17 protein-coding genes are annotated in these 13228 nt (G+C 41.5%); 11 read left to right on the forward strand and 6 right to left on the reverse strand.

Annotated features, from left to right (window positions below):
* Positions 1–9: 9 nt before the first annotated feature.
* Both AAGD16_RS02335 and AAGD16_RS02340 read right to left on the reverse strand, forming a co-directional pair.
* Positions 10–1392 (reverse strand): MBL fold metallo-hydrolase RNA specificity domain-containing protein, encoded by a 1383-nt coding sequence (locus AAGD16_RS02335; RefSeq protein WP_377113389.1) that lies wholly within the window; start codon positions 1390–1392, stop codon positions 10–12.
* 312 nt (positions 1393–1704) lie between these two features.
* Positions 1705–2628, reverse strand: coding sequence for a manganese-dependent inorganic pyrophosphatase (locus AAGD16_RS02340; protein ID WP_013464036.1), 924 nt, complete (start codon positions 2626–2628; stop codon positions 1705–1707).
* A gap of 117 nt (positions 2629–2745) precedes the next feature.
* Here AAGD16_RS02340 and AAGD16_RS02345 point away from each other — a divergent pair, with 117 nt between their 5' ends.
* Positions 2746–3246, forward strand: coding sequence for a hypothetical protein (locus AAGD16_RS02345; RefSeq protein WP_128583748.1), 501 nt, complete (start codon positions 2746–2748; stop codon positions 3244–3246).
* 13 nt (positions 3247–3259) lie between these two features.
* Complete coding sequence (mutM, locus tag AAGD16_RS02350) at positions 3260–4069, forward strand: bifunctional DNA-formamidopyrimidine glycosylase/DNA-(apurinic or apyrimidinic site) lyase (protein ID WP_024601819.1); 810 nt, start codon at positions 3260–3262, stop codon at positions 4067–4069.
* A 44-nt stretch (positions 4070–4113) separates the two neighbouring features.
* Here mutM and AAGD16_RS02355 read toward each other — a convergent pair whose 3' ends face one another.
* Entirely contained in the window at positions 4114–4461 is a 348-nt protein-coding gene (locus AAGD16_RS02355; RefSeq protein WP_024601818.1) for a four helix bundle protein, read from the reverse strand.
* A 421-nt stretch (positions 4462–4882) separates the two neighbouring features.
* Here AAGD16_RS02355 and rplM point away from each other — a divergent pair, with 421 nt between their 5' ends.
* The 9 genes from rplM to AAGD16_RS02400 all read left to right on the forward strand — a co-directional run bounded on the left by rplM (position 4883) and on the right by AAGD16_RS02400 (position 10863).
* The gene (rplM, locus tag AAGD16_RS02360) at positions 4883–5311 is read left to right on the forward strand and encodes a 50S ribosomal protein L13 (protein WP_002957960.1); all 429 of its coding nucleotides are present in this window, start codon (positions 4883–4885) and stop codon (positions 5309–5311) included.
* An 8-nt stretch (positions 5312–5319) separates the two neighbouring features.
* Positions 5320–5712 carry a 30S ribosomal protein S9 gene (gene rpsI / locus AAGD16_RS02365; RefSeq protein WP_024600778.1) on the forward strand — a complete coding sequence of 131 codons (393 nt, stop codon included), beginning with the start codon at positions 5320–5322 and terminating at the stop codon, positions 5710–5712.
* A 34-nt stretch (positions 5713–5746) separates the two neighbouring features.
* Complete coding sequence (locus AAGD16_RS02370; protein ID WP_377113396.1) at positions 5747–6196, forward strand: hypothetical protein; 450 nt, start codon at positions 5747–5749, stop codon at positions 6194–6196.
* A gap of 15 nt (positions 6197–6211) precedes the next feature.
* The gene (locus tag AAGD16_RS02375) at positions 6212–6559 is read left to right on the forward strand and encodes a four helix bundle protein (RefSeq protein WP_036955980.1); all 348 of its coding nucleotides are present in this window, start codon (positions 6212–6214) and stop codon (positions 6557–6559) included.
* Between the two features lie 565 nt (positions 6560–7124).
* Positions 7125–7715, forward strand: coding sequence for a ubiquinol-cytochrome c reductase iron-sulfur subunit (petA, locus tag AAGD16_RS02380; protein WP_008110867.1), 591 nt, complete (start codon positions 7125–7127; stop codon positions 7713–7715).
* Entirely contained in the window at positions 7715–8980 is a 1266-nt protein-coding gene (locus AAGD16_RS02385) for a cytochrome b N-terminal domain-containing protein (protein WP_008110864.1), read from the forward strand. Before petA ends, AAGD16_RS02385 begins: the two co-directional genes overlap by 1 nt.
* Positions 8977–9720, forward strand: a complete 744-nt coding sequence (locus AAGD16_RS02390) for a cytochrome c1 (protein WP_008110862.1) — start codon at positions 8977–8979, stop codon at positions 9718–9720. Before AAGD16_RS02385 ends, AAGD16_RS02390 begins: the two co-directional genes overlap by 4 nt.
* Positions 9721–9799: 79 nt before the next feature.
* Positions 9800–10426, forward strand: coding sequence for a stringent starvation protein SspA (sspA, locus tag AAGD16_RS02395; RefSeq protein ID WP_013464041.1), 627 nt, complete (start codon positions 9800–9802; stop codon positions 10424–10426).
* The gene (locus AAGD16_RS02400) at positions 10426–10863 is read left to right on the forward strand and encodes a ClpXP protease specificity-enhancing factor (RefSeq protein ID WP_028834446.1); all 438 of its coding nucleotides are present in this window, start codon (positions 10426–10428) and stop codon (positions 10861–10863) included. The genes sspA and AAGD16_RS02400 overlap by 1 nt, the downstream gene beginning before the upstream one ends.
* 681 nt (positions 10864–11544) lie before the next feature.
* On the opposite strand, the gene dolP is transcribed toward AAGD16_RS02400, so the two are convergent.
* The 3 genes from dolP to AAGD16_RS02415 form a co-directional block, all read right to left on the reverse strand.
* Positions 11545–12111 (reverse strand): division/outer membrane stress-associated lipid-binding lipoprotein, encoded by a 567-nt coding sequence (dolP, locus tag AAGD16_RS02405; protein WP_013464043.1) that lies wholly within the window; start codon positions 12109–12111, stop codon positions 11545–11547.
* Entirely contained in the window at positions 12104–12697 is a 594-nt protein-coding gene (locus AAGD16_RS02410) for an SIS domain-containing protein (RefSeq protein ID WP_013464044.1), read from the reverse strand. Before AAGD16_RS02410 ends, dolP begins: the two co-directional genes overlap by 8 nt.
* 151 nt (positions 12698–12848) lie before the next feature.
* Positions 12849–13220: a YraN family protein gene (locus tag AAGD16_RS02415; protein ID WP_013464045.1), complete on the reverse strand. Its 372-nt coding sequence runs from the start codon at positions 13218–13220 to the stop codon at positions 12849–12851.
* Positions 13221–13228 lie beyond the last annotated feature (8 nt).

Consider the following 13228-nt stretch of genomic DNA (forward strand, 5'->3'; position numbering starts at 1 on the left):
ACCTCGAACCTATCCCTTGCCAATTTCTACCGTCACCTCATCTCCCAATATTTCTCTGTATTTTGCTGCGAGTGTATTTTTAGCGTCATCATCGCCGTGAACTATTTTTATATGGCTGGGCTTTTTGCGCATACCGGTTACAAATTTGATGAGACCTGCTTGATCAGCATGAGCACTATAACCGCTTATAGTGTGTATTTTGGCGTTAATATTCACCCTAGTATTATTTATCAACACATAGCCATTTTGTGGGCCATAGGTTTGTATATCGCGACCCAGCGTGCCGCGCCCTTGGTAACCTACAAAGAGTACATCGGTGGTTTTGTCGGTTAAAAAGCGCTCTAAGTAATTAACTATACGCCCGCCGGTGCACATACCGCTTGCTGCTAAAATAATGGCAGGTGTTTGGCGGCTGGCTAAGTAATTTATTAACGCTAAGTGCTCGCTATGGGTGTTTATTGTAGTGAGGTTTTCAAAGTCGAGTGGATGACGACCTTTGGCTACTTTTTGTTTGGCTTCTTCATCCCATAAATATTTAAATTTTCGGTATTGCTGAGTAAAGTTAGCTGCCATGGGGGAGTCGAGTATTACTTGTATTGTGCGCCAAGGTGAATTTTTTGTAGAGGCATGAATTAGCTGTTCAAGTTCGTATAACAGCTCTTGCGTGCGGCCAATACTAAAGGCAGGCACAAGAACGATGCCGTTGTCGGCAACAGCGCGTTCAATCACGTTTTTTAAGGTTTGCGTACGCTGCTTGCGGCCTTGGTGATTTTTATCACCATAGGTCGACTCTATCACTAAGGTATCGGCTTTATAGGGCGCTTTAGGTGCGGGTAGTAAAGGCGTGTAGGGCGCCCCTAAATCACCAGAAAAAACCACTCTATGAATCTTGCTCGCTTTATAAGGAGGCGTGCTTATGTCTATTTCTACAAAAGCGGAGCCTAAAATATGCCCTGCTCGTTGTAGTCGGGCTTTCGCTGTGTGTTCACCTTTGCAAGGAAGCTCAAACCAGGCTTTAAAGTCTACAGCTACAACTTGTTGTTTAAGCAGCCTTAAGCAGGTATCTATTATTTTTTGGTCTCGCGTAACGCCCACTTTTAATGCATCTTCAATGACTAAAGGCAATAAGCTTGCTGATGCAACAGAGGTAAATATAGGGCCTTTAAAGCCAGCCATTAACAAATAGGGAATTCGGCCAACATGATCAATATGGCAATGGGTAACTATTAATGCGCGAACTGTGTCTATATTAAATTCAATGCTTAGATCATCTACAGAATCTTCACCCTGGAATAGTCCGCAATCAATTAGAAAAGAGCTTTGGTCGTTTATTATCAGCTGGTGGCATGAGCCTGTTACGCCATTTGCCGCTCCGTGGTGAAGTATTTGCATTTTATGTCCTTATGTTTTGGCTGCGGGCTGCGGGCTGCGGGCTGCGGGTTACGGCTTGAAGCCCGAGCCTAGCACTTAGAGCCTAACGCCTTTATTTTATAAGTAAATATAGCAGGTATTTTAATGTTAGTGGGACTTCATACCGTAACGGGCGGGCAGCGTGCCACGAGCGACGAGCCTAGCAACTAACATCTTGAGCCTAATACTGACGCGGGGTAAACTCCCGCCTACAGGTATAAAAAAACCTTGCGATATTAACCGCAAGGTTTTTAAATTTCTCGAACCTCGAACCTCGAACCTCGAACCTCGAACCTAGCTCTTAAAAGCGTCTTGTAGTGGTGGTACTACTTGCTTTTTACGGCTCAATACGCCATCTAGCCATACTTTACCGTCTTCTGGCTTTTCACCATAGGCTTGCTCAACAAGGCTGGCATCGTCTGATGCAATCAGCATTTGTGAGCCTTCTTTCATAATGTCGGTTAGTAGTAAAAATACTGAATGACGACCGCCTTCTTCTTTAAGCTTGGCAATGTCAGCTTCAAGGTCAGCTTTAATCTCGTCAAATACTGCAAGGTCAATAACTTCTAACTGACCAATGCCAACAAGGTTACCGTTCATGTTAAAGTCTTTAAAGTCACGCATTACTAAATCACGTACAGGCGTATCTTCAACGGCTGATTTAACGCGGAACATGTCCATGCCTAGTTCTTTAAAGTCTTCAATGCCTGCAATTTCAGCAAGGGCTTCAACACATTTAATGTCGGCAGTGGTACAGGTTGGTGATTTAAAAATAACCGTGTCGCTTAATATGGCGCAAAGCATAATGCCAGCAATATCTTTAGGGATCTCTACGTTATAAAAATCGTACATCATCTTAATAATGGTGTTAGAACAACCAACAGGGCGGATCCAGCATTCAAGCGGGGTTGATGAGGTTAGGTCACCTAACTTATGGTGATCTACCACGCCAACAACGCGAGCTTGGTCGATATCATCAGGTGCTTGGGTTTTTTCTGTGTGGTCTACAATGTAAACGTCTTCGCCAGCGTAGCTAAGTTTAAGCTCAGGTGCTTCGAAGCCAAATTTATCTAAAATAAACTGTGTTTCTGGTGATACTTCACCAAGGCGGGTTGGAATTGCCGGCTCATCAATTTGGTTTTTTAAATAAGCCAGTGCAATTGCACCACATATTGAATCTGAATCTGGGATTTTATGGCCCACTACATACATTGACATTGACTAAACTCCTTAAAATTTGCCGATATTCTAGCAAAGTATCCAGCTTTTAACATATAGACAGTGCAATTAAGTTTTAGCTAAACTTGAAAACCTTATATAAATTAGGAACTGCATATGCGATTAAGCCGCAAAGGTTGGAACAATGTTATTATTTTTTCTATGTTGATCATGATCTTCTTTTTAAATGGTCTTCATAAAAAGATTGGATCCGATGAAACGCAGGCGCAACTGCAGCCACTACTTCCTGTGCAAAGCTTTGTATTAACACTTAAATTTAGCGACCAAAAAATTGAGCGCATTGGTACAAGCTGGCGTACTACTGCTTTGATCAAAGAGGTACCGCTTAGTTGGCAAGGTTCAGAGCAGCAACTTAGTGAGCTTGTTTATTTATGGCAAAATACAGCGTTAATGACGACAGCCACACCTGATGCGCTTGATATTAATAAGCCACTATCGGCAGCGACGTTTGAACTCGCGGGTGAGCCCCTACCTTGGATGTACTTATTATATAAAGCAAATGGTGAGTATTATCTTCTCGAGAAAACCAGTCAGCGGCTAATGTTGCTTGATTTAAGCACTGCCAAGCAATTATTTCCTAGTTTTACCTTTTCATAAGTGAGTTTTATAAATGCCTGAATTACCAGAAGTAGAAGTTAGCCGCATGGGCATTACCCCCCATGTGCTAAACCAAGTCGTTACTAAGGTAAACATTCATAATGCCAGTATGCGCTGGCCTGTGCCAGATGAGGTATACCAACTTGAGGGGTTGGTGGTTAGCAGTATTGAACGCCGCGCAAAATACTTGCTACTAGAATGTGAGCTTGGGGCGGCTATATTGCACTTAGGGATGTCAGGGAACTTGCGCGTAGTAAATAAAGCCGAGCCACTTAAAAAACACGACCATGTTGAGTTTATTTTAGCGAACAATAAGGCGCTTCGTTTAAACGATCCACGCCGCTTTGGTTGTTGTTTATGGCAAGCCCCCAATGAAAAGCATAAGTTACTTGCTAAATTAGGCCCCGAGCCACTCACCGATGACTTTTTTGCTAAACGTGTTTATGAGCAATCTCGCAATAAAAAAGTGCCTGTTAAGCAGTTTATTATGAATAACGCCGTGGTGGTGGGGGTTGGTAATATTTACGCTAACGAATCATTATTTAAAGCAGGTATCGATCCGCGAAAAGAAGCAGGTAAGGTAAGCCTTAAACGCTACCAAGCGTTAATCCCAATTATAAAAGACACCTTAGCCGCTGCAATTACTCAAGGCGGCACAACGTTGAAAGACTTTGCCCAAAGTGACGGTAAGCCTGGCTACTTTGCGCAACAGTTATTAGTGTATGGCCGAAAAGGCCAACCCTGTGTAAATTGCGAGAGCGAATTAACCGAAATCCGCCTAGGGCAACGCAGCACTGTTTTTTGTGAGGTGTGTCAGAAGTAGAGAATAGCTGTCAGCTGTAAGTTTTCAGCTGTCAGTAAGAATGGTTACTCACTTGTTTTTATTTTTGCTATCAAACTTGTTAGCATTTTTGACAGCTGGACTGTTTCATTTAGCCAAGACTTACCTATGTCGGTATCAATATAGTTAATATCGATGCCAATATATATTTGGGTTCTTGCCTCAGCAAGCGAAGAGCGAGCGATATCTAAAAAGCGTGTTTTTTCTTTATCACTCTCTCTTGTCATGCCCTCAGCTATATTACTAGGAACAGATAAACCAGAGCGTGTTAATTGATCTCTAAAGCTAAAGTCTTTAATTAGTTGTGTATTTCTGTAAATACCAGCGCTAAGGCGAGCTGAGCGCTTCCATACATCTAAGTTTTCAAAGTTCATAATACAAAATCCTTATGCTCAGTTTTTATCCTAGTTGATATTTTATTAACTACAAATATCTATTTTCAGCAAGGAAGTATTTTCTGTTGACTCTAAAGTTATAATTAGCTTTTCTGACCGCTGACCGCTGACCGCTGACCGCTGACCGCTGACCGCTGACCGCTGACCGCTGACCGCTGACCGCTGACCGCTGACCGCTGAGTAATAACTTTTCTTGAGGAAAAAACAACCGGCCGGTAGCAATGTTATTTAAGTGCTGGTATACTCCCGCGTCTGCCACGTTGCGTTCTATGTCCTCATATAGTTTAGCCACTTGTGAGCGGCGCAAAAGTCTAAAACTCGAAGGGGTTGTAGCAAACTTAGAGCGGTAGTTAAACATAACTACCTGTGGTTTTAATTGAAAAACATTGGATTTTTATAAATGAAAACGTTTGTTGCTAAACCAGAAACAGTAAAACGTGACTGGTACGTAGTTGACGCTGAAGGTAAAACTTTAGGTCGCATCGCTACTGAAATCGCTCATCGCCTACGCGGTAAGCATAAAGCTGAGTACACACCGCACGTAGATACTGGTGATTACATCATCGTTATTAACGCTGAGAAAGTTACTGTTACTGGTAATAAATTCAAAGACAAAGTGTACTATGCTCACTCTGGTTTCCCAGGTGGTCTTAAGTCTACTACTTTTGATAAACTTCAAGCTGCAAAGCCTGAAATGATCATCGAAAAAGCTGTTAAAGGCATGTTGCCACGTGGTCCTTTAGGCCGCGCTATGTACCGTAAACTTAAAGTTTACGCGGGTACTGAGCACAATCATGCTGCACAACAGCCTCAGGTTCTAGACATTTAAGGAGCACTATCATGGCAAATCAATACTACGGTACAGGTCGTCGTAAAAGTTCAAGTGCTCGCGTATTCTTACGCCCAGGCACTGGTAACATCGTAATCAACAAGCGCTCTTTAGAAGAGTACTTTGGTCGCGAAACAGCACGCATGGTTGTTCGTCAAGCTCTTGAGCTTGTTGACATGACTGAAAAGTTTGACTTACACATCACCGTTGCTGGTGGTGGTACTACTGGTCAAGCTGGTGCTATCCGTCACGGTATCACTCGTGCACTTATGGAGTTTGACGAGTCATTACGTCCACAACTTCGTAAAGCAGGTTTCGTTACTCGTGATGCACGTAAAGTTGAACGTAAGAAAGTGGGTCTTAAGAAAGCGCGTAAGCGTCCACAGTTCTCAAAACGTTAATTTTTACGTTATCAAGAATTCAAAAACCCAGCTTATGCTGGGTTTTTTGTTTTGTAGCTATAAGATTTTGGTTCAAGGTTCAAGGTTCAAGGTTCAAGGTTCAAGGTTCAAGGTTCAAGACTCAAGGTTCAAGGTTCAAGGTTCAAGGTTCAAGGTTCAAGGTTCAAGACTCAAGGAGCAAGGTTCAAGACTCAAGGAGCAAGGTTCAAGACTCAAGGAGCAAGGTTCAAGACTCAAGGAGCAAGGTTCAAGGTTCAAAGCTCAAGGTTCAAAGCTCAAGGTTCAAGGTTCAAGGTTCAAGGTTCAAGGTTCAAGGTTCAAGGTTCAAGGTTCAAGACTCAAGGTTCAAGACTCAAGGTTCAAGACTCAAGGTTCAAGACTCAAGGTTCAAGACTCAAGGTTCAAGACTCAAGGTTCAAGCTATAAGTTTGATCTAAGCTTTGTGTCTTTCTTATTTTACAGTTATAAGTTAAGCATGTTTTAGCTGACTGGTTATGTTATGAGGTTTGAAGATTTAAGGGTATGGCAACGTTCAGCCGATTTAGCTTGCGAGATTTATTTACATTTTAAGCAGAGTAAAGAGTTTGGTTTAAAAGATCAAATAACACGATCTGCGCTTTCAATTTCTTCAAATATAGCAGAGGGTTATGAACGGGTAACACCTAAAGATTATACTCGATTTTTATCATATTCTAAGGGGAGTTGTGGAGAATTACGCTCTCAAATTTACATTGCATTAAAAATAGGAGAGGTTGATACGACAAAGGCCACTGAATGGATTGAGGAAACTCGTGAGCTTTCCCGTATGATTTCAGCATTGATGAAATCAATCGATGCTTGGGAATAAGAGGTTCAAAATTTAATATTCATTCAAAAATATATGAGTATGTTTCGCCTTTCACCTTTCGCCTTTCGCCTTTCGCCTTTCATCTTCAATTTTCCCTTTAAGACTAATGTCGACATTAGCTTGATCAAAATAGGCCAAGTATGCGTATTTATTGAACGAAAGCTTAAAAATGGCCGACTAACGCAAAAAAAGTTAAATAATTATCGCAATTAGTTTAAATCCATCAGTTAATTGGTGAATTTTTTTGCTACAATTGGCGGGCAAATAAAGTGAATGAGTTTAATGTCGCCAAATTCAGTGGTTACTGTACTTAGTTGGTGAGATTGTACTTGTTTACAAATTGTTTTTACGGAAGCGATACTATAGTCATTTGGTTTCATACTCGAGCTAACTTAATCAACTATTTGAGCAAGTCAGGATTATTCGAGCAGGAGGCTGTGAATAACCTTGTTTTAAACAAGGGTTTTAATTATGATCGTTTCTCTTTTAAAATTCGAAAAATTAACCTGCTGTAACTGATGTTCTCAATATAGCAAGTGTTGAGAATCATAGTGGAGATAAGTGGATGAGCAATGCGCCTGTAGACAATGGCCGACGTCGCTTTTTAACCATAGCTACCTCTGTTGTTGGTGGTGTTGGTGCGGCTGGGGCTGCTGTTCCTTTTATTGCGTCTTGGAATCCAAGTGAGCGAGCTAAATCTGCGGGTGCGCCTGTAGAAGTAGATATCAGCAAACTTGAGCCAGGACAATTAATACGTGTCGAGTGGCGTGGTAAACCTGTATGGGTTGTATCACGGACCCCAAAAATGCTTGAGCAGATGAAAGAACATGAAGGTCAACTTCGTGATCCGCAATCGCAAGAGCCACAACAATTAGAATCATCAACCAATGATTTCCGTTCATTACGCCCAGAGATTTTTGTCGCTGTAGGTATTTGTACGCATTTGGGTTGTTCACCTAGCTTTTTACAAGGTGGCTTTGGTGAGAAAGTGGAAGGGACTGATGACGGTTTTTACTGTCCATGTCACGGTTCTAAGTTTGATATGGCCGGCCGTGTATTTCAATCGGTACCTGCACCATTAAATTTAGAAGTTCCACCATATACTTTTCTTGATGAGACCACTATTTTAGTGGGCGAAGAACAAGGGGTGGCCTAATGTTTGGAAAAATTGTTGAGTGGATAGACGACCGTATCCCAATGACACGTGTTTGGAACATGCACATTGCACAGTATCCAGCACCAAAAAACTTTAACTTCTGGTACTTCTTTGGCTCACTCGCTATGTTAGTACTAGTTAACCAAATCCTTACCGGTATTTGGTTAACGATGAACTATGTACCATCTGCTGAAGGTGCGTTTGCATCAGTAGAATACATCATGCGTGATGTAGAGTACGGTTGGTTATTACGTTATTTGCATTCAACGGGTGCATCTGCGTTCTTCATCGTTGTTTACATGCATATGTTCCGTGGCATGATCTACGGTTCTTACCAAAAACCACGTGAATTACTGTGGTTATTCGGTATGTTTATTTTCCTAGCCCTAATGGCTGAAGCGTTCATGGGTTACTTATTACCATGGGGTCAAATGTCGTTTTGGGGTGCACAGGTAATCATTTCACTGTTCGGCGCTATTCCGGTAATTGGTGATGATTTAACACTGTGGATTCGTGGTGACTACGTTATTTCGGGTGCAACGCTTAACCGCTTCTTTGCATTACACGTAATAGCATTACCACTGGTTATTGTTATCTTAGTATTTTTACACATTGTTGCATTGCACGAAGTGGGTTCTAACAACCCTGACGGTATTGATAACAAACGTAAAAAAGGAACCGTGGCTGAAGAAGACAAGCCTAAATTTAAGTTCCATGAATACTACACAGATAAAAAAGACATTATTGATGCGATACCGTTCCACCCTTATTACACAGTAAAAGATATTGTGGGTGTGGTTGGCTTCTTAATCTTGTTCTGTTGGGTGGTGTTCTTTATGCCTGCAATGGGTGGTTTCTTCCTAGAAGCGCCAAACTTTGAACCGGCAAACCCACTTAAAACACCAGCGCATATTTTCCCTGTTTGGTACTTTACGCCGTTTTATGCAATCTTACGTGCGATTCCAGACAAGCTAATGGGTGTTGCAGCAATGGGTGCATCTATTGTCGTGCTAGCATTATTGCCTTGGATTGACCGTGGTTCGGTTCGTTCAGTTCGTTACCGTTGTGGTTTCCACAAATGGAACATTGCAGGCTTTGTAGTTACTTTCGTTCTTTTAGGTTGGGTTGGTGCTACACCTCAAACTGACTTTAAAACGCTTGTTTCGCAAATCTGTACTGTGACTTACTTTATGTTCTTCGTACTGTTATTTGTTTACAGTAAGAATGAAAAAACTAAGCCATTGCCTGAGAGGTTAACGAAATGATGAAAAAGCTACTTATTGGTTTATTCGCTTTATCAGTAAACGTATTACCAGCAATGGCGGCAGGCCCGTCAGTTCCTCTAATGGAAGCGGGTAACGATATATCTGATCAACCTTCTTTGCAACGTGGCGCAAAGTTGTTCATGAACTACTGTCTTGGTTGTCACCAAATGCAGTATCAACGTTATGAACGTACTTTCCGCGATATTGGTATTCCAACAGAGATTGGTCAAGAGCAACTTATTTTTGATGGTTCAAAAGTAGGTAGTCATATCAATAATGCAATGAAGAAAGAAGATGCTGCAAAATGGTTTGGTGCGGCTCCGCCGGATCTAACAAATGTTGCGCGTGTGCGTGGCAGTGATTGGATTTATACCTATTTAAAATCGTTTTACAAAGATGAATCTCGTCCGTTTGGCGTAAATAATACGTTATTCCCATCGGTGGGTATGCCACATGTTCTTCAAGAGTTGCAAGGTGTTCCTACTGCAATTACTGAAGAAGTAACAGTAAATGGTAAAACAACCACTCATATTACTGGTACAGAAACAGATGGTACGGGCGAATTAAGTGTAGATGAATATGACCAAGCAGTTCGTGATTTAACGAATTTCCTAGAGTATGTAGGTGAACCTACACGTCTCGAATCGGAAGCGCTAGGTATTAAGGTACTTGGATTCTTAGTGATTCTATTTATCTTGGCATTTATGCTGAAGAAAGAATACTGGAGAGATGTTCATTAAGTTTGAACATATTTAAAGGTAATTTTGCAATAGGGGCTTAAGCCCCTATTGCTGTTTTAGTTATTTAATGGAGGTAGGCATGGCCGTAGCTGCCAATAAGCGCCCTGTAATGACCCTTTTTTCTGGTGCTAACTGTATGTATAGCCACCAAGTACGCATTGTACTTGCTGAAAAAGGTGTAAGTGTAGATATTCATATGGCTGAAAAGGATAATCTGCCAGAAGCACTTCACGAAATTAACCCTTACGGCACAGTGCCAACACTGATTGACCGTGAGCTTGGTTTATATCAGGCAAACATCATCATGGAATACCTTGATGAACGTTTTCCTCATCCTCCACTAATGCCTGTATACCCGGTCATGCGTGGTCGTAGTCGTTTAATGATGCACCGTATTGATACTGATTGGTACAGCCTAGCTGAAAAAATCATTAACAACACGTCTGAAGCAGCGCAAGCGCGTAAAGAGCTGACAGAAGCATTACTTGCAATAGCACCCATCTTTAGTGAAGCGCCTTACTTTATGAGTGAAGAGTTTAGCTTGGTTGATTGTTACTTAGCTCCACTATTATGGCGTTTACCTGAGTTTGGTATTGAGCTAAATGGTGCAGGCTCTAAAGAACTTAAAGAATATATGATCCGTTTATTTGAACGTGAATCATTCCAAGCTTCTTTAACTGAAGCAGAGCGTGAGATCCGTTTATAATGACCTCTAATCGTCCTTATTTACTACGCGCTTTTTTTGATTGGATTGTTGATAACGAATGCACACCACACTTAGTGGTTAATGCTGATTTTCCTGCAGTGCAAGTGCCAACACAGTTTGTCCAAGACGGCCAAATTGTATTGAACATAAGCCCTTCAGCGGTTACGCAGTTTTCGTTAGATAATTCTCAGCTTAGCTTTAACGCACGCTTTGGCGGTCAGCCAATGCAAGTGTACGTGCCTTTAGGGGCTGTACTTGCAATATATGCACGCGAAAATGGCGAAGGCACAGTCTTTACTGCAGATGAGTTTTTAGAGGACGAAGACGATTTTGCTCCAGAGCTTGAAAGTGTTGATTCATCACCTGAACTAGTTGATGAAACACCTGATCCTAAGCCTGAAAAGAAAAAAGGCTCACATTTACGCGTTATAAAATAACCCGTAAATGTTAGATAAAAACCGCTTAATAAGCGGTTTTTTTATACCTGATTAAAAGTAGGCGAAAGGTGAAAGGGAAAAGGTGAAAGGTGAAAGGTGAAAGTTCACGGGCGACGAGCTGTGAGAAACGGGTTGAGATTGATTGGTGTAGCTGCGGGTTTATTCCGCGCATGTGGTTTTAGGTAATAAATTTATTCACAAAGAGGTAAGAGGCGCTGCGCTTTTAGATCTAGTGAAAAAAACAATTAATCACTCGGGCTCATGGTTATTGTTTTCTCATTTACTCCTCATTCACTTCTCTTTGTGCAAAAAGATCTTAAAGAGATTCTATTTACCACAGAGGGTGCAGAGCACACAGAGGAAATGATTAAAGACATGCTTTATTTGTCCTGTCTTCTCTGTGTAGCGCGAAGCGTCTCTGTGTACTCTGTGGTAAAAATGTTTTTTAAGTGGGGCTTACGCCGTGCAAGTTTGATTTAAGTTCACGAGCGACGAGTTACGGGCCTCATACCTAAAACCTTGAACCTAATACACACGCGGGGTGAACCCGCTGCTACAGGTATAAAAAAACCTTGCGATGTTAACCGCAAGGTTTTTAAACTTCTCGAACCTCGAACCTCGAACCTCGAACCTCGAACCTCGAACCTCGAACCTCGAACCTCGAACCTCGAACCTTATTCTTTACAAATACTCAAACACTTTAATAACGCGCTCTACGCCAGAGATATTACGGGCAATATTAACGGCTTGGTTTGCTTCAGCGTCAGATACTAGCCCCATTAAGTATACTTCGGCATTTTCAGTCACTACTTTTATATTATTACTGCTGATGTTTTCAGCCGCTAAAAGCTGCGCTTTTACTTTTGAGGTTAACCATGAGTCGTGAGTTTGCGTGGTAATACCAATATTAGAGCCAATGCGTAGTTGGTTGTGAATTTTACGAATGCCAGATAGGTTCTCAATGGTTTTAAACGCTTGGTTTTTCATTTCTTGGTTAGGAACTTGCCCTACCATTAAAACCACGCCATTAACGCTTATAACGCTGATATGAGCAAACTTATTAAGACGTTCATCTTCACTAATAGCAATGCTGGCTTTTATTTCAATGTTGTTGTCGTCTATTTGCGAGCCAATGGTTCGTCTATCGTTTGCTGCAGTAACAGCACTGGCTGTGCCAGCCACTACAGCAGCAGCACAACCTTGTAATAACACAACGGTGCCTAAAATAATCAGGGAGCGTTTAAACATAATTTTCATCCTGCGGGAAAAGAGTTAAATCTACCAATTCACTTAAACAGTGAAGGTTAACTAAATGCGATTCAATAATGCGACTAGGGCGTTTAGACGGTGTACGTATTTCTACATCGTTGTGCCCAAGTAAGCCAACGAGTTCGCCGCCATCATCACCTACCATTACTATGACCTTCATATCTTTGGTTAGTGCCGCTTCTACTGCAGAAATTATATGTTTTTCATTGCCATTAATTGCTAATGCAAGGAGCAAATCACCTTGCTGAGCAAAGGCACGTACTTGGCGTGCAAAGGTATCGTGGTCATCTATTTGATGGCCTTGACCTAGGTTAATATTTTCTTGCGAAAGGGCAATTGCAGGTAAGCAAGGGCGCTCTGTTTCGTAAAAGTTTACTAATACGCCAGCCATGTGTTGTGCCAACATGTGGCAGTTTGCTGTGCCGCAACATATCAGTTTATTACCATTGATCAGGCTTTGTGCAATGGTGAATGCCGCTGACTCCAATGCGCTAGGAAGTACTTCACCTGCTGCAATTTGAACTTGAATACTTTCTTTAAAAATTTCTTTTATTGTGTCTTGCATGGATTACCAACAATTAATATCTAATTCTGTGTGAGCTCACACCCGCTTTATTAAGGATGATGATTTTTAGAAGCAGCTTGTTAATTTTTAACTACGCATTATGCAATTTAGCTGTTGTAATAATTGCTCACTCATTTGTATGTGCTCGGTATTAAAATACGTTTTTTAGCCAGTTTATGTGTAGTGATGGCTCGCCTGTTATAGCAACATAATCAATACGTAATGGCTGATTTTTTAAATTTTTAGCCGCGAGGTAATGATAAATAGCTCGTCTTAATTTTGCTTGCTTTTGCGGGCTTAAAGCATAATTAGCGCCGCCTTTTATATTATTTTTACGAAACTTAACCTCAACAAACACTAAGGTGTCACCGTCTTTCATAATGACATCAAGTTCGCCATAGGGGCAGTAGTAATTACGCTCAATCGCTTTTAAGCCTTGTGCTTCTAAATACTTTTGCGCTTGGCGCTCATAATACTGGCCTTTTTCACGACTATTTTGCCACAGCTGTTTAAACCACGACATGTCGACCC

The sequence above is a fragment of the Pseudoalteromonas sp. M58 genome, from assembly GCF_042604605.1.
GTDB lineage: Bacteria > Pseudomonadota > Gammaproteobacteria > Enterobacterales > Alteromonadaceae > Pseudoalteromonas > Pseudoalteromonas tetraodonis.